This is a genomic window from Enterobacter cloacae (genome assembly GCF_013375935.1).
Lineage (GTDB): Bacteria > Pseudomonadota > Gammaproteobacteria > Enterobacterales > Enterobacteriaceae > Enterobacter > Enterobacter pasteurii.
This window is the reverse complement of the sequence record NZ_CP056117.1, coordinates 4,613,083-4,635,630: the sequence shown is the minus strand read 5'-3', so window position 1 is coordinate 4,635,630 and position 22,548 is coordinate 4,613,083. Positions and strand designations below refer to the sequence as shown.

Sequence of the window (22,548 nt, the reverse complement as noted above, 5' to 3'; positions counted from 1 at the left end):
ATTCGACGGCTTATTTGGCCGCCTGGCAGGCCTTCACTGCCGGCAGGCGCAGGCGATGGCGCATGCACAGCGTCACCAGCGCCAGGATCGCCATCAGGCCGGTCTCCACCATAAGGAAGACGTTAATGGCCTGGGTATAATCGCCGTGATCATTATGCAGCCCGTGCAGCAGAATCGCGCCGAAAATGGCCGGGCCAAGCCCCAGCGCGGCCTGCTGCAGCGTGCTTAAAATCGCGCTCGCGGCCCCCGCGTCGTCAGGTTGGATATCGCGCATCCCGATGCGGTAGAAGCTGTTCACGATCAGCGCCTGCCCGTAACCCACCAGCCCGGTGGCGGGGGCCAGCGTCAGCGCGGTATTTTGCATACCCCAGTAGCGGAACGTGGCCATCAGCGCCAGCAGGCCGACAATCTGAACGGCCAGCCCGCTCAGCAGGATGGCGCTGGTACTGTAGCGGGCAATCAGGCGTGGGGCGAACCAGGCGGAAATAAAATAGGTCACCCCCAGCGCAATAAAGCTGTTCCCGGACTGCCACGGCGCCATCTCCAGGCCGCTCTGCATGGTCAGCGCCATGCAGAACATAAACCCGGACCAGACGCTGAAAAAGAGCATCGCAATTAATACGCCAAAACGAATGCTGGGAAGCTGAAGCAGGCGCGGCGGGATCAGCGGATGTGCGTCATCGCGCTCTTTTTTACGCGCGTTCAGCACCATCAGGTATCCCAGCGGGATAATCGCTGTCAGCGCGGCCTTCAGCGGCCACGACCAGTGCTGCTGCGGGCCGAGCGCCATCGGGAACAGCAGGCAGCAGAGAATAAGCGCCAGCAGGACGGTGCCGGTCCAGTCGATGCGCGACGGCGTTTCGCGACGGGTTTCCGGCACGTAGCGACGGCTCAGCGCCAGCACTACCAGGCAGATCGGCACGTTGATGAAGAAGGCGTTACGCCAGCCCAGCCCGGCGATATCCGCCGACACCAGCCAGCCGCCGCCCATCTGGCCGACGATAAACGCAATCCCGCCGATGCCGCCGAAGAGGCTGATCGCTTTCGCATGCGCGGTGCCTTTGAGCGTCACGTGCAGCGTGGCCAGAATTTGCGGCATTATCAGCGCCGCGCCAGCGCCCTGAACGATTCGCGCGGCCAGCAGCTGTTCAATGTTGCCCGCCATGCCGCACAGCAGCGAGGCCAGGCCAAAGCTCGCCACGCCCCACATAAACAGGCGACGGCGGCCAAGGTTATCCCCCAGCCTGCTGCCGGGCGCCAGACAGACGGCAAAGGCCACCCCGTAAAGCGCGACAATCAGCTCCAGCTCGGTGGCGGTGGCGTGTAAGGAGCGCGTGATGGCGTCCAGCGCGACGTTCGTTATCGAGGTATCAATCAGCGGCAGCATCTGGCCGGTTAACAGCAATATCAGGCCTGCGCGACCCGGTGAAACAAGTGACGTATTCATGGTGACTCCATTGCTTCAAACAGCGTAGAGTCGTAGCATCAACCATCTGATAAACGGGTACCAGTTCTTGCTTATACTGGTATTGCCACTACCATGCAGGAGCATTTATGGCGCTGATGTCTGAACCCGTCGTCTCTCTCCAGGATGACACCCGCAAGCAGCTGGGCGCTTTTCTGCGCGCCCGGCGCGAGAGCCTCGATCCCCAGCGCCTCGGCCTGCCGCGCAGCGGACGCCGCCGCACGCCGGGGCTGCGCCGTGAGGAGGTGGCGATGCTCGCTGACGTCGGCGTGACCTGGTACACCTGGCTGGAGCAGGGCCGTGACGTCAACCCGTCGGGCGCGGTGATGGCCGCCGTGGCGAAAGCGCTGCAGTGCACTCCAACAGAAGCCCGACATCTTTTCGTGCTTGCCGGTTTGCCGCCGGGCGAGGCCCTGCAGGCGGTCTGCTGCGAGGGCATCAGCGAAGGCACGCGCCGCCTGCTCGATACCCTGATGCCGAAGCCTGCCAGCATCCAGAAACCGAATTTCGATATCGTGGCGTGGAATGCGAGCTTCGGGCACCTGATGGGCGTTGATTTCAATGACATCCCCCCGGAAGACCGCAACTGTATTTACCTGTTCCTCACCCATCCGGCATGGCGCGCGCGGCTCGGCAAGCGCGATGACGTGCTGCCGATTTTTGTCTCCTACTTCCGCGCGGCGATGGCCGAGCACCGTGGCGACCCGCTCTGGGAAGCGAAGCTGGCGCGCTTCTTTGCGGTGTCTGAGGAGTTTAAGGCCCTGTGGCACCAGCGCAACGACGTGCGCGGCGTGGAGAACCAGCTCAAGCTGTTTACCCATCCCGAGCTGGGAGATTTTACGCTGCAGCAGATGTACTGGTACTCCGCGCCGCGAAACGGCTCGCGGCTGCTGGTCTATTTACCGGTGGACGAGGCGGGGGAGAGGGCGATGGCGTGGCTCGAGGCGCAGGGGAAATAATTTTTTGCGAGACGCTTTCAGGGAAATGACGCGGATTCGGCCCAGACCGCTAAAAGCAGGTAAGGTAGGTCAGGAAAGGCAAAATTAGCCTTTAATGCAAATTGCCTTATATGCTAATATTATCAGGGATGATACGCCGTGTTCAGACTTGTGGTTCATGAGGCCGTCAGAGAAGAGATCCTCTCATTGCCTGCGGGGGTACAGGCGAAGCTGATTCGCCAGCTTGATAAATTACGCACTAACCCGACCGTACTACGGGAGCCTGACAGCAAGCCGTTACCCCATGGCTTGTTTGAAATAAGAACCGTCGGGCTGATCCACAGCCGTGGGATCTACGTATACCAGCGGGAAAGGACCATTTTTCTGCTGCGAGTGTTTATCAAGAAAACGCAAAAAACGCCCATCGCTGAACTTCGTCTGGCATTGAAACGACAACAGGAGATGTTGGATGAGCAAGAAGATTATTGACTGGGACGTATTAAGAGCAGAGCTGCTAAGCGATTCTGCGGTGCGGGATTCTTTTGATGCTGAAGCGCGCAAGGAACGCCTGCGAGAGATGCTGGCGCAGTGGCGCGACCATGCAGGCCTGACGCGCGCTCAGGTGGCGGAGCGTATGGGCGTCAGCGCACCGACGGTATCAAGAATGGAAGCGAATATTACCCGGGCGAGTCTTGATACGTTAACGCGTTATGCTCTGGTATGCGGGGTAAAGCATCCGCAGATAACGCTTTACTGAAAACAGGCACGCCGGTACCCGGCGTGCCTGAAGCGCTTAGCACTCCGTCACAATCGTGCTCAGCGGCAGGCGAGACTTCGGCAGCGTGGCGTTGAAATCCTCCACGCTGTGATGCCCAACCGGCACCACCACCAGGCTGGTGAAGCCTTTCTCTTTCAGGCCGAACTCTTCGTCGAGGATTGCGGCATCGAAGCCTTCAATCGGCACCGCGTCCAGGCCCATCGCGGCCACGCCCAGCAGGAAATTACCGACGTTCAGGTAAACCTGCTTCGCCATCCACTGGTCGTCATCTTTCAGATCGACGCGGTGCATGTCGGCAAAATAGCAGCGGCCTTTATGGTTCGCGGCTTTCGCTTCTGGGGTGTTAAAACGACCGTCGGCCTCTTCCTGATCGACCACGCGCTCAAGCCAGGCGTCGTCCATCGCAGTTTTCGCGCAGAACACCACCACGTGAGAGGCATCCATGATTTTGCGTTCGTTAAACACGTAGATTCCCGCCGCAGATTTTGCCACGCGCGCTTTACCTTCCTCAGTGCTGGCAACAATAAAGTGCCACGGCTGGGAGTTCGTGCTGGACGGGCTGTATTGCAGCAGCGTTTTGATGTTTGCCGCTTCTTCAGCGGTCAGTTTTTTAGCCGGATCGAACGCCTTGGTAGAGTGGCGTTTCAGGGCGACAGAAATGATATCCATAACAACTCCTGGTATTAACATTCGCCCGCTGGCGGGCGTGAAAGGCATGCAGATTACCGCGCGAAGCGGGAAAAGATAAGTGCGATTCGAGCGCTTAACCTGTTCGTTTCAGACGAACAATCAGGCCGGGCGTAGCCACTTCTGGTCTTTTTTTGGCAGTTTGTCGACGACCAGATTCCACGAGTCCGCAATCAGGTCGGTGACCAGTTCGGGGGTGATGTCGTCGGTGCCGAAAACGGAGATCCAGTGCTTTTTATTCAGATGGTAACCGGGCTCAACGCCGCGGTAGATCTGCTGATTTAACAGTGATTTTTCCGGATCCGATTTGAGGCTGACGTGAGGCCGTCCGCGGACGGTAGCCATCAGCATAAAAATCTTGCCGCCAACCTTAAACACGTCGTACTCGGGGCCAAACGGCCAGCAGTGTTCGGTAAAAGGCAGCTCCAGCGCCACGCGCTTTGCGTGCTCCTGCAGGGATTTACTGTCCATCGTTATCTTCCTGGGCAAGCCCGCGCCACATGGCCTCAAAGCCCAGCGCTTTAAAATCAAGGGCACGGGACGGATCGCGGGTGGCAAACTCCATGGTGGTTTCCGCCAGCGATAAGAAAATGGCATCACCGAAGGTGCGGAACTCGTCAGACATAAACACCGGGCGGACCGAACGACGACACAGCTCGTGTAGCTCCGGGAACATGTCTTTCACCGCCTGCTCCGTTTCGGCATTCAGCTTTTCACTGACGCCGATCTGGCGGATGGCCGCATGCGCCACGGGGTTACGAATGCCCCAGTCCACGTAGCTGTTCCAGATGTTACGGGTGTGCTCTTTCGGCAGGGTGATGGTGCGATCGAGGTTCGCCAGCATGGTCTGGCAAAGATCCTGCTTCAGGTGCAGGTAGAGGGCATTCAGCAGATCGTCTTTGGTAGCAAAGTAGCGAAACAGCGTACCTTCAGCGACGCCCGCGTTACGGGCGATTAACGCCGTTGAGGCGGCAATACCTGACTGCGCAAATGCAGCGGTTGCTGCTTCCAGTAAGGCCTGTTTTTTATCTTCACTCTTCGGACGTGCCACTAAATTTTTCCTCCCGTCAATTGTAAAAACCCTGATTGAAACACGTGCTTTGCCATGCTGCAACGCGGAATGTCAAAGATCGAAAACCTTCTTGACGACGTAAGCATCCTATCTATAATGAGTGCTTACTCACTCATAATCAAGAGTCACCTGCGCAATCCACCGGACGGGGCGCGTTGGCGGGTCAGGACATGAAAAAGCCTCTATTCATCTGCGTGGTGTTAGTCATGATTATTGCTTCAGCTGCCAGTTTACCGTTTGTTCTGAATGCCGGATTTGGCCAGCCACCGCAGGGTGCGCAGCTTACTGAAGTGGAAGCCTCCCCGCAGTATCGCGACGGGAAATTCCACAACACGCTCCCTACGCCGGGCTTTACCGGGCAACAAAATATGCTGGTGGCGTGGTGGCAGTTCCTGACCCGTAAAACCGAAAACGCCCGTCCCGCGCAGCCGCTGCCGCTGGTGAAAACCGATCTCGCGAGCCTGCCGCCTGAGCAGGACACGCTGGTGTGGCTCGGCCACTCGTCCTGGTATATGCAGCTGGCGGGGCAACGCATCCTGATCGATCCGGTTCTGGGTAACTACGCCGCGCCGTTTTCCTTCCTCAATAAAGCCTTTGCGGGGGAGTACCCGTGGAGCGCGCAGAGCATGCCCGAAATTGACCTGCTGATTATCTCTCACGATCACTACGACCATCTGGATTACGCCACCATCCGGGCGTTACTGCCGAAGGTAAAGCGCGCGGTAACGCCGCTGGGCGTGGGATCGCATCTGCGCTACTGGGGGATGGATCCGGCGATCGTCAGCGAGCGCGACTGGAACCAGTCGGTGCACATTACCGATGACCTGACGGTGCACGTGCTGCCGGCGCGCCACTTCTCCGGGCGCGGCATTAAGCGTGACCAGACCCTGTGGGGCAGCTTTATGTTTGTCACCCCGGCGCAGAAGAGCTACTACAGCGGTGACTCGGGCTATGGCCCGCACTTCAAAGCCATCGGCGAGCAGTTCGGCGGGGTGGACCTTGCCATCATGGAAAACGGCCAGTACGACCAGGACTGGAAGTACATCCACATGCATCCGGAAGAAACCGCACAGGCCTCGGCGGATCTGAATGCCAAAGCGGTCGTGCCGGGGCATAACGGACGTTTCGTGCTGGCGAAGCATACCTGGAACGATCCGCTGATCCAGCTGGCGAAAGCCAGTAAGGATAAAAACTACCGGCTGCTGACGCCGGAGCTGGGCGAGCCCGTTCGGGTGAGTGATACCACGCAAGAATTTCGCGAGTGGTGGGAATAATGTTCAAGCGAGAAGCAGAGGGGGAGAGCAGTATGACGATTTCCGCTCAGGTCATTGAAACCATTGTCGAATGGATCGATGACAATCTACACCAGCCGTTACGCATCGAGGAGATTGCCCGCCACGCGGGTTACTCAAAATGGCATTTGCAGCGGCTGTTTATGCAGTACAAAGGCGAAAGTCTGGGGCGCTACATCCGCGAACGCAAGCTGCTGCTGGCGGCGCGCGATCTGCGTGAATCAGACGAACGCGTCTACGACATCTGCCTGCGCTACGGCTTTGACTCGCAGCAGACGTTTACGCGCATCTTCACCCGCACCTTCCACCAGCCGCCCGGCGCGTACCGCAAAGAGAATCATAGTCGGGCGCACTGAAATACCTCTCTCGTCACCCTCTCCCCAAAGGGGTTAGGGTGACGGGACAAACCCTTCCTGGCAGCGATAATTCACCGTCTCTCTCCTAAACGTCCTCCGACCGCAATAATTTGATGATATTGCAAATCATTAACATTTGCATTAGCGTTAGTGCCAAATTTCGTTCTGGAACAAGCATTAATGAAAAGGGTATGGAGTGGGTTGCTGATGGGGATCGGCGCGCTGCCCGCCGTGGCGGCAACGTGCGAACAGTCGTCCCTGCTGGGAGACGTTCAGGGAAAGTTTGACGCCAGCGGAGAAGTCTGCTTTTTGCTGCCCGAGCTGGGTGAAAATTACGTTTCCGCCACGCTGAACGGCGTGACGGATGCACGCCTGCTGGACGAGCAAAACCGCCGCATCCGTACGCTGGTCGAAAGCGGTCCTGCGGATGGTGAACACACGCTGCTTTTTGCCCTGCCGGTGAAGCAGGGCACCTCCCTGCTGCTGCGCGGCGAAGCGGGCAAGCCGTGGCGTTTTCAGTGGCGGATGAAAGAGACCTCCGCGTTACCGCGCGTGCAGATGCTGGAGCCGGAAAGCCCGACGCTTAGGGCGCTGGCAAAAACGGTGGCTGCCGGTGGCAGTACCGACGCGTTCTGGCAGACGCAAGTCCGGGAGGGAACGCCGATGGTGGAGCCGGTGGACGCGCGCCACAGGCGTGTGACCTTCCTGTGGCGCGGCGCGCGGAATAACGTCTTTATTCTCGGCTCTCCGGCGGGGGATCACGATCCGCTGTTCAGACTGGGCAACAGCGACGTCTGGTTCCGCAGCTACGTGGTGCCCGCCGACACGGTAATGCAGTACAAGCTCGCGCCCGATGTGCCGATCGTTGAGGGCTCCCCTCGCGACCAGCGCCGCGCGATACTGGTGAGCGCGCAGGCCGATCCGCTTAATCCGAACGCTTTTGGGGAACAGAAGTCCGATCGCTGGAATCGCTCATCCCTGCTCGATCTCAGCCCGGCGCGCTATTGCTCCGTCCAGGCTACGGCACAGCCGCTGGTGAACGGGACGCTGAGCCGCCAGATGCTGAGCAGCACCATCCTCGGCAATGCTCGCGAAGTGACGATCTACAAACCGCGCGGCGCACAGCCCGCACGCTGGACGTTAATCCTCTTCGACGGGCAGATTTATCAGGACGAGCATCATTTTGCCAACGTGCTGGATGGTCTGATTGCCCGCCATCGCCTGCCGGCGATTAACGTGGTGTTTATCGACAGCCTCGATCATGCCCGACGCGGCAAGGAGCTGCCGCCGAACCCGGATTTCGCCGATTTTATGGCGCACGAGCTGCTGCCGTGGCTGCGCGGGCAGGGCATTGCGATGCAGCGGCAGAAAACGGTGCTGGCGGGGTCAAGCTACGGGGGCATTGCGTCGTCATGGGTGGCGCTGCGCTACCCGCGCCTGTTTGGCAACGTGCTGAGCCTTTCCGGCTCTTACTGGTGGGCGCCGAAGGGGGAAGCGCCCGGCTGGCTGACGCGTCAGTACCAGCAGTCGCCGCACTATCCGGTACGCTTCTGGCTTCAGGCCGGGAAGTTTGAAACCGCGGGGCCGGGCGGCGGCATTTATCGTACCACCCTGGATTTTGAACAGATTCTGCGGGAGAAAGGCTACCGCGTCAGCTTCCATCCGTGGTCCAGCGGGCACGACTATGCGGCCTGGTGTGAAGCGCTGATCCACGGGATGCGCGATTTCACCGGCTTACGACGCCAGTGAAAACCAGCGGCGCCAGACGAAACGCAGGATAAAGAACTCGATGGCGCCGAGCGCTAAAAACCACAGGCAGAACAGGATGGTGTAAAGCTGATTCAGATCGACCATGTGAAAGGTCTGAACCAGCTTTTGCGCCAGCACCAGCCCAAGCGACGGCGCGGGTAACAGCAGGCAGGAGAGCAGGGCCAGCAATAAGATGCCTCCCGCGGTAAGCAGCGATTCTAACGGGTGTTTCATCGTAATGTTAATCGTCAGTTAAAAATGTCATTGTCCGGCATCCTGAAACGTAAAGCAATATAATCCCGGCGGGCAAAATTGAGTCAAAGGCCACCGTTATTCTGCGAATAAATAACCAGAAAAGAATATTATTCCCGGGGCGATTAAATTAATATCGCGTTATGTAAATAAACGTCTTCCTTACGAAAATAATTTTACAAAGCTATAGGTGCTATAGCCAATTAACGTGGCAATAACAATGGCTGCGACAATGTATAACGCCAGGCGCCGTCCGCGATAAATACCAAACATGCTTCCTCCTCGTTTAATGTTGGTTTAGAAATATTTTGTAAAAATCACCGCGTAGAAATAATTTTAATCAGTTTTGAATAACCTGGTAGTCATTATATTGCGGTAGATCAATTTAACCCGCAAGACTTAAAAATGAATTAATTAAAGCCAGAAAGGAATTCCGGCTTCCGTCCACCGGATATTGAAGGAAAAATACCATGACCAAAAAAAATCTCTCACAGAATATGCCACCCGCAGGCGGGCAGGCGTACCAGCAGTCCGTCGAGCAGGTCCTTGCTCACACCCGTAGCCAGGCCAGCGGCCTGGACCGGGCAGACGCGCAGGCGCGTTTGCAAAAACATGGCCCTAACGCGCTGCCGGAGAAAAAAGGCAAGCCGGGCTGGCTGCGTTTTCTCGCGCATTTTAACGACGTGCTGATTTATGTTCTGCTGGCGGCTGCCGTTTTAACGGCGGTAATGGGGCACTGGGTCGATACGCTGGTCATTCTTGGCGTGGCGGTCATCAATGCCTTAATTGGCCACATTCAGGAAAGCAACGCGGAAAAATCACTGAAGAGTATTCGCAATATGCTCTCCAGCGAAGCGCGCGTTATTCGCAACGGTAACCATGAAACGATACCGACGACGGAAATCGTCCCGGGCGATATTATTGTTTTACGCGCGGGGGATCGTATTCCGGCGGATATGCGTTTAATTGAAGCGCATAATTTACGCGTTGAAGAGGCGATTCTGACCGGTGAATCCACGGTCGTGGACAAACACACCAATCCGCTGAGCGGCGAATTACCGCTGGGCGACCGCACGAACCTGGTTTTCTCCGGCACGACGGTAAGCGCGGGCGGTGGCGTCGGCGTGGTAATTGCCACCGGGCAGGAGACGGAACTCGGCCATATCAACCAGATGATGGCGGGCATTGAAAAACACCGCACGCCGTTGCTGGTGCAGATGGATAAGCTGGGCAAGGCGATCTTCGCCATTATTCTGGCGATGATGGCCGCGCTGTTTATCTTCAGCCTGGCGTTCCGCGAGATCCCGATGGGCGAGCTGCTGCTCTCTCTGATCAGCCTGGCGGTGGCCTCCGTACCGGAAGGTCTGCCAGCGATCATCTCCATCATCCTCTCCCTGGGCGTACAGGCGATGGCGCGCAAGCGGGCCATCATCCGCAAGCTGCCGACGGTTGAAACCCTGGGCGCGATGACCGTGGTCTGCTCGGACAAAACCGGCACCCTGACCATGAACGAGATGACGGTCAAAGCCATCATCACCGCTGACGCCTGCTACCGCGTGGACGGCAACAGCTACGAGCCGGTGGGCAATATCTACCTGGAAGGCAGCGACGAGCCGGTGCAGATCCAGCCGGGCACCGTGCTGGAGCAGTACCTGCGCACCGTTGACCTGTGTAACGACAGCCAGCTGATTCAGGACGAGCGCGGTCTGTGGGGCATCACTGGTGGGCCTACCGAGGGCGCGCTGAAGGTGCTGGCGGCGAAAGCCCGCCTCGCGCCGGTCATGACCACGCTGGTTAACAAGATCCCGTTCGACTCGCAGTGCAAGTACATGAGCACCCACTACCAGATTGGCGGTGAGGAGCAGATTTTAATCACCGGCGCGCCGGACGTGATTTTCGCCCTGTGCGCGCAGCAGCTGACCCGTAACGGTGCGGAAGCCTTCAGCCTGGGCTACTGGGAAGCCGAGATGGAGCGCTACGCGCGTCAGGGGCTGCGCATGGTGGCGGCAGCGTTCAGGCCGGCAAACGGCGAGCAGGCGCTGACGCACGACGACCTGAGCCACGGCCTGATCTTCCTCGGCATCGCCGGGATGATGGATCCGCCGCGCCCGGAAGCGATTGACGCAATCGGCGCCTGCCAGCAGGCGGGGATCCGCGTGAAGATGATCACCGGGGATCACCCGCAGACGGCGATGAGCATCGGCCAGATGCTGGGGATCACCAACAGCGAGCAGGCGGTGACCGGCTATCAGCTGGAAAAAATGGACGACGCCGAGCTGGCGGACGCGGCGGTGAAGTATGACATCTTCGCCCGAACCAGCCCGGAGCATAAGCTGCGCCTGGTGAAAGCGCTGCAGGAGAAAGGCGAAATCGTCGGCATGACCGGCGACGGCGTGAACGATGCCCCGGCGCTGCGTCAGGCCGACGTGGGCATCGCGATGGGCATTAAAGGCACCGAAGTGACCAAAGAGGCGGCGGACATGGTCCTGACGGACGATAACTTCGCCACCATCGCCAGCGCGGTGAAAGAGGGGCGTCGCGTTTACGACAACCTGAAGAAGACCATCCTGTTCATCATGCCGACCAACCTGGCGCAGGGGCTGCTGATTGTGATTGCGCTGCTGGCGGGGAACATCATTCCGCTGACGCCGGTGCTGATCCTGTGGATGAACATGGCGACCTCCGCCACGCTCTCCTTCGGCCTGGCGTTTGAAGCCGCCGAGCGCAACATTATGAAGCGCCCGCCGCGCCAGACCGGGCAGCACGTAATGGACGTTTACGCAGTCTGGCGCGTGGCCTTCGTCGGCACCATGATCGCCATCGCCGCCTTTGCGCTCGAAGCCTGGCTGGCCCCGCGCGGCCACAGCGCGGAGTTCATCCGCACCGTGCTGCTGCAGATGCTGGTCTGCGCCCAGTGGGTGTACATGATTAACTGCCGCAACACCGAAGGGTTCTCCCTGAACCGCGGCCTGCTGGCGAACAAAGGGATCTGGCTGGTAACGGGCGTCCTGTTCCTGCTCCAGGCGGCCATTATCTACCTGCCGTTTATGCAGATGCTGTTCGGCACCGAAGCGCTGCCGCTGCGCTACTGGTTCGTGACGCTTGCGGTAGCGGGCGTGATGTTCTTCGTCGTCGAAATCGAGAAGCGACTCACCCGCAGGTTCCGTAAGGCTGCATAACTAAAACCTTACCCCTCACCCTGCCCTCTCCCCAAAGGGGAGAGGGTGTTTACGTCCCCTCTCCCCTTTGGGGAGAGGGTTAGGGTGAGGGGACAATACTGAGGTACTCCCATGAAACTCCCGCTCCTGTTCGCACTCCTCGTCGCTACCCTGCAGCCCGCATTTGCCGCCGCCATCCCCGTTCGCGTTGCCACCGTGGAGCAGATCGACCACGCCGCCGGGCGCCAGATCCCGGGCCGCATCGAAGCCATCCACACCGTTGAGCTGCGCGCGCGCACGGAAGGCGTGATAACTAAAATCAACTTCCGCGACGGGCAGTACGTCAAAAAAGGTGACGTGCTGTTTGAGCTGGACGACGCCGAGCCGCGCGCCGCCGTGCGTCTGGCGCAGGCCGAGGTAAGAAGCGCCGAAGCCACGCTGCGTCAGGCGCAGCAGCAGCTTTCCCGCTTTGAAAGCCTGGGCAGCAGCAACGCCATCAGCCGCCACGACGTGGACAACGCCCGCATGCAGCGCGACGTTGCCAGCGCCGCGCTCGAGCAGGCGAAAGCCCGGCTGGAGACCCGCAACGTCACCCTTAACTACACGCGCATCACCTCACCGATTGACGGCCGCGTGGGGCACAGCAGCTTCCACGTCGGTAGCCTGGTCAACCCCGCAAGCGGCGTGCTGGTGGAGGTAGTTCAGCTCGATCCCATCCGCATCGCCTTTGCGCTGGAAGAGGGCGCGTTTGCCACCAAAGCCGGACAGCATGCGGATATCGGCGCCATGAAACAGGCCTGGCAGGCCGTTATTGACAGCAACGGCGAGCGCATCAGCGGCGAGCTGACGTCGGTGGATAACCGCATCGACCCGCGCACCGCCAGCGTGATGCTGCGCGCCGAGTTCGCCAACCCGCGCCATCAGCTGCTGCCCGGCGGCAATGCGAATGTGTTTCTGCGACCCGTCAGCAAACAGCCCGTGCTGACCCTGCCAGCCGCCGCGGTCCAGCAGAACGGCGACGGGTTCTTTGCCTGGGTGGTTAACGCCGACGGCAAAGCCGAAATGCGTCCGCTGAAAATTGCCGGGCAGATTGGCCAGCAGGTCCAGATCGCCTCCGGCGTGAAGCCCGGTGAGCGAGCGATTGCTGACGGCGCGCAGCGCGTACAGCCCGGCGCTGCCGTCCAGATACTGAATTAAGGAGCCATCATGCTGACGTTTTTCATCAAACGCCCGCGCTTCGCGATGGTGATTGCGCTGGTCATTACCCTGCTGGGGGCCATCGCGCTGAAAATTATTCCGGTGGAGCAGTATCCGCAGATCACGCCGCCGGTGGTCAACGTCTCTGCCAGCTGGCCGGGGGCCAGCTCGGCTGACGTGGCGGAAGCCATCGCCACGCCGCTGGAGACCCAGCTTAACGGCGTGGACCACATGCTTTACATGGAGTCCACCAGCGCTGATGAAGGCACTTACAGCCTGAACATCACCTTCGCGGCGGGTACCGACCCGGATCTCGCCGCCATCGACGTGCAAAACCGCGTGGCGCAGGCCCTGGCGCAGCTGCCCGCCGAGGCGCAGCAAAACGGCGTGCAGGTACGCAAGCGCGCCACCAACCTGATGATGGGGGTAAGTCTTTACTCACCGAACAACACCCACACGCCGCTGTTCGTCAGCAACTACGCCAGCACCCAGGTGCGCGAGGCGCTGTCTCGCCTGCCGGGCGTCGGGCAGGTACAGATGTTTGGCGCGCGCGACTACAGCATGCGCATCTGGCTGCGCCCGGACCGCATGAACGCCCTGAACGTCACGACCGACGACGTGGCGCAGGCGCTGCGCGAGCAGAACGTGCAGGGCGCGGCGGGCCAGGTCGGCACGCCGCCGGTGTTCAACGGCCAGCAGCAGACCCTGACCATCAACGGGCTGGGGCGACTGAACCAGGCCGAAGAGTTTGCCGACATTATTATCCGCGCGGGGGAGATGGGCCAGCTGGTGCGCCTGAAGGATATCGCCACCATCGAGCTCGGCTCGCGCAGCTACAGTTCCGGCGCGCAGCTGAACGGGCATGACTCCGCCTATCTTGGCATCTATCCGACCCCGTCCGCCAACGCCCTGCGCGTCGCCGACGCGGTGCGCGCGGAGCTGGAGCGCCTCTCGACGCGCTTCCCGGACGACCTGGCGTATGAGGTGAAGTTCGACACCACCACCTTTGTCGCCGCCACCATCAAAGAGATCGGCGTCTCCCTGGCGCTGACGATGCTGGCGGTGGTCGTCGTGGTTTCCCTGTTCCTGCAAAGCTGGCGGGCAACGCTGATTGTCGCCCTCGCCATTCCGGTGTCGCTGGTGGGCACCTTTGCGGTGCTCTACACGCTGGGCTACTCCGCCAACACCCTCAGCCTGTTTGCCATTATTCTGGCGCTGACCATGGTGGTGGATGACGCCATCGTGGTGGTGGAGAGTGTCGAAACGCTGATGGCGGAAGGGCAGAGCCGCACGGCGGCCACCGCCCTGGCGCTGCGCCAGATTGCCGGGCCGGTGATTGCGACGACGCTGGTGCTGCTGGCGGTGTTTGTGCCGGTGGCGCTGCTGCCGGGGATCGTCGGCGAGCTGTACCGCCAGTTTGCGGTAACGCTCTCCACCGCCGTGACGCTTTCAAGCCTCGTGGCGCTGACGTTAACGCCCGCGCTGTGCGCCATGCTGCTGCGCCCGCGCCCGGCGAAGCCTGCGGCGATTTTCCGCGGGTTCAACCGGGGGCTGGACGCCACGCGCGGCGCCTACACCCGCATCGTAACGATGTTCAACCAGCGCCCGTGGCTGGCGCTGCTGGCCACCGCGGGCGCGGCCGCCGTGGTGGCGTTCAGCTTTACGTCTATGCCAAAAGGCTTCCTGCCGCAGGAGGACCAGGGCTACTTCTTCGCCAGCGTCCAGCTGCCGGAAGCGGCGTCGCTGGAGCGTACCGAGGCGGTGATGACCACCGCGCGCGAGCTGATCGCCAAAAATCCGGCGGTTGAAGACGTGATTCAGGTGTCCGGGTTTAACATCCTCAACGGCACCAGCGCCTCCAACGGCGGGTTTATCTCCATCATGCTGAAGGACTGGAGCGAGCGTCCGCCGCTGGACGAGGTGATGGGCACCCTTCAGCGCCAGCTGCTGGCCCTGCCAGAAGCGACCATCATGACCTTCGCGCCGCCGACGCTGCCGGGGCTGGGCAACGCCTCCGGCTTCGACCTGCGCATGCAGGCGCAGGCGGGGCAGAGCCCGGCGGAGCTGGAGCGCGTGACGCGTGAAGTGCTGGCGAAAGCCAACCAGCACCCGCAGCTGAGCCGCGTCTTCACCACCTGGAGCAGCAACGTGCCGCAGCTGACGCTGACCGTTGACCGCGAGCGCGCGGCCCGCCTCGACGTGCCGGTGTCCCGCATCTTCAGCAGCCTGCAAACCGCCTTTGGCGGCACGCGCGCCGGGGATTTCAGCGTCAACAACCGCGTCTACCACGTGGTGATGCAAAACGAGATGCAGTGGCGCGAGCGCGCCGAGCAAATCAGCGAGCTGTTCGTGCGCGGCAACAGCGGCGAGCGGGTGCGCCTGAGCAACCTCGTCACCATCACGCCGACCGTTGGCGCGCCCTTTATCCAGCAGTACAACCAGTTCCCGTCGGTATCGGTGAGCGGCTCGGCAGCCCAAGGGGTGAGCAGCAGCACCGCGATGGCGGCGATGGGCGAGATTCTGGCGCAGAGCCTGCCCGCGGGTTATGACTATGCCTGGAGCGGCATGTCATATCAGGAGCAGCAGACCGGCAATCAGGCGATATGGATCGTGCTGGCGGCGGTGGTGATGGCGTGGCTGTTCCTCGTCGCCCAGTACGAGAGCTGGACGCTCCCGGCGAGCGTGATGCTCTCGGTGCTGTTCGCCATCGGCGGGGCGCTGGTCTGGCTGTGGATCGCCGGCTACGCCAATGACGTGTACGTGCAGATTGGCCTGGTGCTGCTGATAGCCCTTGCCGCCAAGAACGCGATCCTGATCGTGGAGTTTGCACGCGCGCAGCGAATGGACGGGATGGCGATCGTTGATGCCGCGCGGGAAGGGGCGTCGCGCCGCTTTCGCGCGGTGATGATGACCGCCGTGTCGTTCATTATCGGCGTCCTGCCGATGATGCTGGCAACCGGAGCCGGTGCCCAGAGCCGCCGCATCATCGGCACCACGGTGTTCAGCGGCATGCTGGTGGCGACCGTGGTGGGGATCCTCTTCATCCCCACGCTGTTCGTGCTGTTCCAGCGCCTGCGCGAGTGGGGGCACGCCCTTACGGACTCGTCGCCCACAGCTCGCTGTGCTTCTGAACCAGAGAAATAAGCGAGCCGCCGTCGGCGATAAAGTCGCGCATGCGCTGCGCCTCGCTCTTGCCCTGCTTTAACAGCAGGGCAATTTCCTTAATCGCGCTCGTTGCGCCGAGCTTCTCGGCCGACGGCGCAACCTGCTCCAGCAGCCACGCAATGTCTTCCGCGACGGTTTTATGCTCGCCCGTATGCACGTCCGTCAGGATCCCCTCCAGCCCGTAGCGGCACGCCTGAAAACGGTTAAAGCGGTACAGCAGAAAATCCCGCTCCTGATGCTTATACGGCCGCGCGGTCAGCAGCCAGTGCGAGGTGGCCTGGATCAGCCCGGCGATATTAATAGCGTGACCGAGCGTCAGCGGCGTATCCATCACCCGCACCTCCACGGTGCCGAAGTGCGGGCTGGGGCGGATGTCCCAGTGCAGATCCTTAATGCTGTCGATCATGCTGGTGGAACTCAGGCGGCGGAAAAGTCCTTCGAACTCCTGCCAGCCGTTGACCCACGGCATCTGGCCGTTGTCCGGGAACCCGGAGAAGATGTTAAGACGCGACGAGGAGAACTTCGTGTCCGTGCCCTGCATGTAGGGGGAGGACGCGGCGAGGGCGATAAAGTGCGGCACGAAGCGCGACAGGCCGTGCAGCAGATAAATGGCGTCGTCCCCGTTTCGGCACCCCACGTGCACGTGCTGGCCGAACACCGTCGCCTGTAAAATCAGATAGCCAAAGCGCTCCAGCGTGACGTTATAGCGCTCATCGTCACACACCTCCTGACGCTGCCACTTCTGGAACGGGTGGGTTCCGCCGCCGCAAATCTGAATATGCTGCTCGGACGCCGCGCGCAGGATGCTCTGCTGTATCCCCGAGAGCTGCGCCGCCGCCTGGTCGATGTTCTGGCACACGCCGGTGGCGATTTCGAGCATGCTTTCGGTGATGTCGTGTTTGACCTCGCCGCCTTTAATGTCGTCTTTAACGGCAGCGATCAGCGCGGAAGAGTCCTGACTCAGGTCGTAGCCCGGCGGGTTGACGACCTGAAGCTCAAGCTCGATGCCGAGCGTGTAGGGTTCAGAGGATTTGAAATCGGGTAAGGGCATGGCGCACTCCGTTGTCTGTTGTGTGTTGAGTATAGACAACGGACGCGGCTCTCTCTTTTCAGGGGGATAGTCAGTATCAAACACATATGAGAAACTTGCTGCTTCTGAAAAATGTGGTGGGACCCGCTCAATGTCAGAATCATCTCCGAAGTACCATATAAATGAAGGGCTTATCAGCCTCCCTGATGGCTATCAGGATCGTACCGTCAACGTTTTCGCTCTGCCTGCCGGGGATGCGCCCGCGTTCAACATCTCCCGCGATGCCCTCAACCCCGGCGAAGCGCTTGCCGCGTATATCGATCGCCAGCTCGCCCTGATGGCAAAACATCTTAAAGGCTGGAAGCAGGGTGAGCGCCGCGCCGCTACGCTTGGCGAAAGCCTTTCACAGGGCGAAATCGTCCACGCCAGCTACCTGCGCGACGCGAAGCGCATCTGGCAGCAGCAGGCCGTGTTTAATACCGGGGGCGATAACGTTCTGGTTTTCACCATGACCTGCGCACGTGCGCTGAGCGATGCTGACGGCGCGCTGCTGGGCGATCTTCTCAGGAGCTTTCGCCTCCACGATTAACATCAGGGATAGTCGTTATGTTTGAAGCTGCACGCGTTGATGATGATATCGGGCACTCCGGTGCGCTGGCCGGGATGATTGCCGGAACGATTGTCGGTGGCCTGATTGCCGCCGCCGGGGGCATTCTGGCGGGGGCCATGTTTATTGCGGGTCTCGGCGTCTCCTGTCTTGGCGTGGGCGTCCTGCTCGTTGGCGCGAGCCTCGCCGTGGGCTATTACACCGGGGAGCTGGCGACCGCCGCCCGGGACAGCATAGCCGACGCCGGGGCGTCCAGCATGACGAAGAAAGGCGTCATCACCTCCGGCTCGCCCAACGTGTTTATCAACGGTAAACCCGCCGCCCTTGCCACCGATAGCACCGTCGACTGTTCTGACGACGGCTCGCAGCAGATGGCCGAAGGCTCTAAGCGAGTCTCCATTAACAGCCAGCCTGCGTCCCGCATCGGGGATCGCACCACCTGCGACGCGAAGGTGATGACCGGTTCGGACAACGTTATTATCGGCGGCGATCCGCAGCAAACCCTGCCCATTCAGTCTGAAGTGCCCGAGTGGCTCTATAAGGTTTCCGATCTGACCCTGCTGTTCGCCGGGCTTCTCGGCGGCTGGGGCGGAGCGGCCGGCAAAGTCGGGGCACTCTCTAAGCTGCTGGGCAAAATCCCCGGCATCAATAAGCTGGCCCGCATCGCCTGCCGTGCCGGTACGCTGATGACCGGCGTGGCGGCCGCGGGGATCATCGCCCGCCCGGTGGATATCGTCAGCGGGCAGAAGTTTCTCAGCGGGGATGATGAGCTGGACTTCGTACTGCCTTCGCGCCTTCCGGTGCGCTGGCAGCGCTACTGGCGCAGCGGCAACCCCGGCGACAGCGTGCTGGGCCGCGGCTGGAGCCTGTTCTGGGAAAGCCGCCTGGAGCCCTATCAGGACGGCCTGGTGTGGCGCGCGCCGTCCGGCGATTACGTCGCCTTCCCGAAAGTGCCGAAAGGCATGCGCACCTACTGCGAGAGCGAAAAAAACTGGCTTGAACATCACCAGGACGACAGCTGGTCGGTGTATGACGTCAGCGGCGAGCGCTGGCACTATGCGCCGCTGCGGGATGATGCCCCGTCGCTGCTCCAGCGCATCTCCGAACCCTGCGGCAACGATATTCTCTTCGAGTGGAATGCGGATAATACCCTGCATGCCCTGACCGACAGCGCTGGCCAGCGCGTGGTCTGCCGCTACGACCGTGACAGGCTCCTCGGCGCCTGGCTGGATGACGAGATCTGCCTGGTCAGTTACGCTTATGATGAACAGCGCCAGCTGGTCTCCGTGACCGGCCGGGGCGGTAGCGTGCGCCGACGCTTCAGCTGGCAGGACGGGCTGATGAGCGCCCACGAGGACGCCAACGGCCTGCTGAGCGAATACCGCTGGCAGGAGATCGACGGCCTGCCGCGCGTGGTCGGCTTCCGCCACAGCGGCGGCGAACGGCTGACGTTCGAATACGATTTTGATAACGGCACCCGCCGCGCGACCCGGGAAGACGGCGCGCAGGCGCACTGGCTGGTGGACGACGACGATAACGTCGCGCGCTTCACGGATTACGACGGCCGCCAGACGACGTTTGTCTACCGCGACGGCGAGCTCTGCGACGTCATTCTGCCCGGCGGCGCGATGCGCCGCAGCACGTGGGACAAGTACGGCCGCATGACCAGCGAGACGGACCCGGCGGGCCGCCGCACGGAGTATCACTGGCATCGCCTGACCGACCGCATCACCCGCACGGTCTACCCGGACGGCACCTCATCGCAGGCCATGTACGACCTTCGCGGTCGCCTGCTGTCGGAAACGGATCCGGTCGGTAGCACCACCGCGTATGGCTATCCCGACGATGAAGAAAACCTGCCTGAGAGCATCACCGACGCCACCGGCGGCGTGGTGCGCCTGGTCTGGAACCACCAGGGGCTGCTGACGCAGCGCACCGACTGCTCCGGCAGCGTGACCCGCTTCACCTACGACCGCTTCGGGCAGCTGGTTGAAAGCGAAGATGCGGAAGGGAATATCACGCGCCGGGAGTGGAGCCGTGCCGGGCTGCTCAGCGCCGTGATCCACCCGGACGGCAGCCGCGAGTCGCTGGTGTGGAACGAACGCGGCCAGCTCACGGGCTGGCGCGACCCGCTGGAAAGCGAGGTGAGCTGGGCCTATAACGCGCTCGGCCTCCCTGTCAGCCTCACCGACCGTATCGGCCGCATGCGCCAGTGGCGCTACGACCCGCGCGGCAACCTGCTGCGGCTCGATAACGGCAACGGGGCGGAATACCGCTTCACCTATGACGCCGTGGGCCGCCCGCTCAGCGAAACGCGCCCGGACGAGACCGTGCGCCATATGCAGTGGGACGCGCGAGGGTTCCTCTGCGCGCTCGAAGAAAACGGCCGGCCTGCCGCCGACGGCGGCATTGCCCGTCGCGTCCAGCAGTTCCGCTATGACGACAGCGGGCTGCTGATTGGGCGTACCCAGCGCCACGCGGAGTACCATTATTTCCGCGACCCGAGCGGCCAGATTACCCGCATCCGCCGCACGCCAACCGCCGAAGGCGTTGCCCTGGGGATTGAAAGCGATGAGATCGCTTACCGCCACGACGACGCCGGACGCGTGCTGAGCGAGTCCGGCATTAACGGCGCGGTGGGCTATGAATGGGATGCCCTGAGCAACCTGACCGGCCTGACGCTGCCCGGCGGGCAAAAGCTGGCCTGGCTGCACTACGGCTCCGGCCACGTCAGCGCCATCCGCTTCGGGCAGCAGCTGGTGACCGAGTTCACCCGCGACCGCCTGCACCGCGAGGTGCGCCGCACCCAGGGCGCGCGCGAGCAGCTTCGTCAGTATGACAGCCTCGGCAGACGCACCCTGCAGCGCAGCGAACTGAGCACGGACGTGACCCTGCCGGAGCAGGCGCTACTGGAACGCCTGTACCGCTACACCGCGCGCGGCGAGCTTTCCGGCGTCAGCGACACCCTGCGCGGAGAGGTGGACTACGGCTACGACGCCGAAGGGCGTCTGCTGAAGCACTACGAGGCGCGACAGGGCTACAGCCGCGCGCAGTTCAGCTATGACGCGGCGGATAACCTCGCCGCCAGTGACGATGCCGCGCCAGTCACGGATAACCGCCTGCAGCACTGGCAGGCGCTGTTCATGAAATACGACTCCTGGGGCAACCTGGTCAGCCGCCGCATCGGGCTGTACGAGCAGCATTATGCGTATGACGCCGAGAACCGGCTGGTGTCCGCCCGGGGAACCGGGCCGGAAGGGCGGTTTGAGGCGCGCTACCACTACGACGCGCTGGGCCGCCGCACGCGCAAAACCGTCACCACCGCGCACGGCACCACCAACACCCGCTTCCTGTGGCAGGGCTATCGCCTGCTGCAGGAGCAGCAGGATACCGGGCCGTGCAGCACCTATATCTACGACCCGAATGAGGCCTGGAGCCCGCTGGCGCGTGTGGACCATCTTCATGACCAGAGCAGCGGTGAGATTTACTGGTTCAGTACCGACCTGAACGGCGCGCCGCTGGAGGTGACCGACGAGCGCGGCGCGGTGCGCTGGAGCGGCCAGTACGGCAGCTTTGGCGAGGTGCGCCATCAGAGCGAAGGGTTCTCAAGGCTTGTGAACCGCACGGCGATGGCACACCAGCCGCTTCGCTATGCCGGGCAGTACGCTGACGGTGAAACGGGACTGCACTATAACCTGTTCCGCTACTACGACCCGCAGGTCGGGCGGTTTATTGTGCAGGATCCGATTGGTCTGAATGGCGGGTGGAATCTTTATCAGTATGCGCCGAATCCGTTGGGGTGGATTGATCCGCTTGGATTGCTGACCTATAACACGATGCCGAGTATTACTGGTTTCCAAAAGCATCATATTATTCCACAACAGTTAAAAGGTCATGAATTAATAAAAGCGGCTGATTTTAATATCCATGATATTAAAAATGTTATTTATTTACCTAAGTCAGCTGATTACCATCCGACAAGAACAATCCATAGTGGGTCTCACCCTGTTTATACAAAAAATATAGGTGACCAGATGGATGCTATATATGAATACGGGAAGGAAAACGGCTGGAAACAATCAGAGTATAAACAGGCTGTTAGTGAAATCATAAAAAATGAACGTGCCGATTTACGCGGTGGTAAAACTATTCTTAACAAAAACTCGGTTAGAAAAGCGAGGTGCTAAGTATGTATGAGCTACGAATTGCTTCTGATTACCCCAATAGTTATTGGTTTGAATACCAGCACTCTGATATATCTGGAAGTGCTTTTTCCCAATGTAAATCAATTGAGACTAACGAGGGGTATTTATTTACATTAAAATCTAAGGTGAGTGAGAAGGCACTGCTTACATATGATTTCTATTATAGTGATGGGCCTATATTCATATCACCCAGACTAGCATCGCTAATTTCTTGTCACGATGTTTTTCGGACTGATGTTCAACTTATTGATGCAACTGTATCTGTAAATGAAAAAAAATATCAAGGGTATAAAATAATTAATATACTAAGAGAGGTTTCATGCATCGATATGGAAGCTTCTGAAAGCCAACCTATATTAAGTTATTTACCTAATGGTCCAAGGAAGTTTAGTAAAGTAGTCTTCAAAGAAAATGTTATTGAAGATTTTAGTATGGCAAGATGTAGTGAGTATAAATCTTGCATAATTATTTCAAATGAATTTAAAGAGTTCCTTTCTAAGAATGACGTAAAAGGAATAGACTTTGCTGATCCTATTTATTAATAGGAGTAAGATTTCAATTAGTCAAAATGGTCCGGGGAATAATTTCCCGGATTAT

The 22,548-nt window shown here is 60.3% G+C and carries 18 protein-coding genes; 12 read left to right on the top strand and 6 right to left on the bottom strand.

Annotated features, from left to right (window positions below; translation table 11 throughout):
• Positions 1-10: 10 nt before the first annotated feature.
• The gene (locus tag HWQ14_RS21805) at positions 11-1,447 is read right to left on the bottom strand and encodes an MFS transporter (RefSeq protein WP_176610986.1); all 1,437 of its coding nucleotides are present in this window, start codon (positions 1,445-1,447) and stop codon (positions 11-13) included.
• Between the two features lie 107 nt (positions 1,448-1,554).
• On the opposite strand from HWQ14_RS21805, the gene HWQ14_RS21800 reads away from it, so the two are divergent.
• The 3 genes from HWQ14_RS21800 to HWQ14_RS21790 all read left to right on the top strand — a co-directional run bounded on the left by HWQ14_RS21800 (position 1,555) and on the right by HWQ14_RS21790 (position 3,160).
• Positions 1,555-2,424: a helix-turn-helix transcriptional regulator gene (locus HWQ14_RS21800; protein ID WP_176610985.1), complete on the top strand. Its 870-nt coding sequence runs from the start codon at positions 1,555-1,557 to the stop codon at positions 2,422-2,424.
• Between the two features lie 138 nt (positions 2,425-2,562).
• Positions 2,563-2,892, top strand: coding sequence for a type II toxin-antitoxin system RelE/ParE family toxin (locus HWQ14_RS21795; protein ID WP_176610984.1), 330 nt, complete (start codon positions 2,563-2,565; stop codon positions 2,890-2,892).
• On the top strand, positions 2,873-3,160 hold the full coding sequence (locus HWQ14_RS21790) for a helix-turn-helix domain-containing protein (RefSeq protein WP_176610983.1): 288 nt from the start codon (positions 2,873-2,875) through the stop codon (positions 3,158-3,160). Before HWQ14_RS21795 ends, HWQ14_RS21790 begins: the two co-directional genes overlap by 20 nt.
• A gap of 36 nt (positions 3,161-3,196) precedes the next feature.
• Here HWQ14_RS21790 and nfsB read toward each other — a convergent pair whose 3' ends face one another.
• The 3 genes from nfsB to HWQ14_RS21775 all read right to left on the bottom strand — a co-directional run bounded on the left by nfsB (position 3,197) and on the right by HWQ14_RS21775 (position 4,919).
• A complete protein-coding gene (gene nfsB / locus HWQ14_RS21785) occupies positions 3,197-3,850 on the bottom strand; it encodes an oxygen-insensitive NAD(P)H nitroreductase (RefSeq protein WP_176610982.1) in 654 nt (217 codons plus the stop codon).
• Between the two features lie 120 nt (positions 3,851-3,970).
• Positions 3,971-4,339, bottom strand: a complete 369-nt coding sequence (locus tag HWQ14_RS21780) for an MmcQ/YjbR family DNA-binding protein (RefSeq protein WP_176610981.1) — start codon at positions 4,337-4,339, stop codon at positions 3,971-3,973.
• A complete protein-coding gene (locus HWQ14_RS21775) occupies positions 4,329-4,919 on the bottom strand; it encodes a TetR/AcrR family transcriptional regulator (RefSeq protein WP_148419363.1) in 591 nt (196 codons plus the stop codon). The genes HWQ14_RS21780 and HWQ14_RS21775 overlap by 11 nt, the downstream gene beginning before the upstream one ends.
• A 191-nt stretch (positions 4,920-5,110) precedes the next feature.
• Here HWQ14_RS21775 and HWQ14_RS21770 point away from each other — a divergent pair, with 191 nt between their 5' ends.
• The 3 genes from HWQ14_RS21770 (at position 5,111) to HWQ14_RS21760 (ending at position 8,337) form a co-directional block, all read left to right on the top strand.
• Positions 5,111-6,214 (top strand): MBL fold metallo-hydrolase, encoded by a 1,104-nt coding sequence (locus HWQ14_RS21770; protein ID WP_176610980.1) that lies wholly within the window; start codon positions 5,111-5,113, stop codon positions 6,212-6,214.
• A 32-nt stretch (positions 6,215-6,246) separates the two neighbouring features.
• Positions 6,247-6,588 carry a RamA family antibiotic efflux transcriptional regulator gene (locus HWQ14_RS21765; protein ID WP_148419361.1) on the top strand — a complete coding sequence of 114 codons (342 nt, stop codon included), beginning with the start codon at positions 6,247-6,249 and terminating at the stop codon, positions 6,586-6,588.
• 180 nt (positions 6,589-6,768) lie between these two features.
• Complete coding sequence (locus HWQ14_RS21760) at positions 6,769-8,337, top strand: alpha/beta hydrolase-fold protein (RefSeq protein WP_176610979.1); 1,569 nt, start codon at positions 6,769-6,771, stop codon at positions 8,335-8,337.
• Here the strand turns inward: HWQ14_RS21760 and HWQ14_RS21755 are convergent.
• Positions 8,323-8,571, bottom strand: a complete 249-nt coding sequence (locus tag HWQ14_RS21755; protein WP_176610978.1) for a DUF1158 domain-containing protein — start codon at positions 8,569-8,571, stop codon at positions 8,323-8,325. The two genes, HWQ14_RS21760 and HWQ14_RS21755, sit on opposite strands and share 15 nt — an antisense overlap.
• 488 nt (positions 8,572-9,059) lie before the next feature.
• On the opposite strand from HWQ14_RS21755, the gene HWQ14_RS21750 reads away from it, so the two are divergent.
• From HWQ14_RS21750 to HWQ14_RS21740, 3 genes are all read left to right on the top strand, one after another.
• Positions 9,060-11,768 carry a cation-transporting P-type ATPase gene (locus tag HWQ14_RS21750; protein ID WP_176610977.1) on the top strand — a complete coding sequence of 903 codons (2,709 nt, stop codon included), beginning with the start codon at positions 9,060-9,062 and terminating at the stop codon, positions 11,766-11,768.
• 111 nt (positions 11,769-11,879) lie between these two features.
• On the top strand, positions 11,880-12,944 hold the full coding sequence (locus HWQ14_RS21745) for an efflux RND transporter periplasmic adaptor subunit (RefSeq protein ID WP_176610976.1): 1,065 nt from the start codon (positions 11,880-11,882) through the stop codon (positions 12,942-12,944).
• Positions 12,945-12,953: 9 nt separating this feature from the next.
• Positions 12,954-16,088: an efflux RND transporter permease subunit gene (locus tag HWQ14_RS21740; protein ID WP_176610975.1), complete on the top strand. Its 3,135-nt coding sequence runs from the start codon at positions 12,954-12,956 to the stop codon at positions 16,086-16,088.
• On the opposite strand, the gene HWQ14_RS21735 is transcribed toward HWQ14_RS21740, so the two are convergent.
• Positions 16,039-17,160: a YbdK family carboxylate-amine ligase gene (locus HWQ14_RS21735; RefSeq protein ID WP_176610974.1), complete on the bottom strand. Its 1,122-nt coding sequence runs from the start codon at positions 17,158-17,160 to the stop codon at positions 16,039-16,041. The genes HWQ14_RS21740 and HWQ14_RS21735 overlap by 50 nt on opposite strands.
• Positions 17,161-17,290: 130 nt before the next feature.
• Between HWQ14_RS21735 and HWQ14_RS21730 the strand changes: the two genes are divergently transcribed.
• Genes HWQ14_RS21730 through HWQ14_RS21720 form a run of 3 tightly spaced genes read left to right on the top strand, consistent with a single transcriptional unit; the run spans position 17,291 to position 22,493 of the window.
• Complete coding sequence (locus HWQ14_RS21730; protein WP_176610973.1) at positions 17,291-17,728, top strand: DcrB-related protein; 438 nt, start codon at positions 17,291-17,293, stop codon at positions 17,726-17,728.
• Between the two features lie 17 nt (positions 17,729-17,745).
• Positions 17,746-21,933, top strand: coding sequence for an RHS repeat-associated core domain-containing protein (locus HWQ14_RS21725; protein WP_176610972.1), 4,188 nt, complete (start codon positions 17,746-17,748; stop codon positions 21,931-21,933).
• A gap of 2 nt (positions 21,934-21,935) precedes the next feature.
• The gene (locus HWQ14_RS21720) at positions 21,936-22,493 is read left to right on the top strand and encodes an imm11 family protein (RefSeq protein ID WP_176610971.1); all 558 of its coding nucleotides are present in this window, start codon (positions 21,936-21,938) and stop codon (positions 22,491-22,493) included.
• The last annotated feature ends 55 nt before the right edge of the window (positions 22,494-22,548 follow it).

Coding starts and splice junctions, on each gene's coding strand:
- HWQ14_RS21805 (WP_176610986.1), bottom strand. CDS start 1,447: ATGAATACGTCACTTGTTTCACCGGGTCGCGCAGGCCTGATATTGCTG.
- HWQ14_RS21800 (WP_176610985.1), top strand. CDS start 1,555: ATGGCGCTGATGTCTGAACCCGTCGTCTCTCTCCAGGATGACACCCGC.
- HWQ14_RS21790 (WP_176610983.1), top strand. CDS start 2,873: ATGAGCAAGAAGATTATTGACTGGGACGTATTAAGAGCAGAGCTGCTA.
- nfsB (WP_176610982.1), bottom strand. CDS start 3,850: ATGGATATCATTTCTGTCGCCCTGAAACGCCACTCTACCAAGGCGTTC.
- HWQ14_RS21780 (WP_176610981.1), bottom strand. CDS start 4,339: ATGGACAGTAAATCCCTGCAGGAGCACGCAAAGCGCGTGGCGCTGGAG.
- HWQ14_RS21770 (WP_176610980.1), top strand. CDS start 5,111: ATGAAAAAGCCTCTATTCATCTGCGTGGTGTTAGTCATGATTATTGCT.
- HWQ14_RS21765 (WP_148419361.1), top strand. CDS start 6,247: ATGACGATTTCCGCTCAGGTCATTGAAACCATTGTCGAATGGATCGAT.
- HWQ14_RS21760 (WP_176610979.1), top strand. CDS start 6,769: ATGAAAAGGGTATGGAGTGGGTTGCTGATGGGGATCGGCGCGCTGCCC.
- HWQ14_RS21755 (WP_176610978.1), bottom strand. CDS start 8,571: ATGAAACACCCGTTAGAATCGCTGCTTACCGCGGGAGGCATCTTATTG.
- HWQ14_RS21750 (WP_176610977.1), top strand. CDS start 9,060: ATGACCAAAAAAAATCTCTCACAGAATATGCCACCCGCAGGCGGGCAG.
- HWQ14_RS21745 (WP_176610976.1), top strand. CDS start 11,880: ATGAAACTCCCGCTCCTGTTCGCACTCCTCGTCGCTACCCTGCAGCCC.
- HWQ14_RS21740 (WP_176610975.1), top strand. CDS start 12,954: ATGCTGACGTTTTTCATCAAACGCCCGCGCTTCGCGATGGTGATTGCG.
- HWQ14_RS21735 (WP_176610974.1), bottom strand. CDS start 17,160: ATGCCCTTACCCGATTTCAAATCCTCTGAACCCTACACGCTCGGCATC.
- HWQ14_RS21730 (WP_176610973.1), top strand. CDS start 17,291: ATGTCAGAATCATCTCCGAAGTACCATATAAATGAAGGGCTTATCAGC.
- HWQ14_RS21725 (WP_176610972.1), top strand. CDS start 17,746: ATGTTTGAAGCTGCACGCGTTGATGATGATATCGGGCACTCCGGTGCG.
- HWQ14_RS21720 (WP_176610971.1), top strand. CDS start 21,936: ATGTATGAGCTACGAATTGCTTCTGATTACCCCAATAGTTATTGGTTT.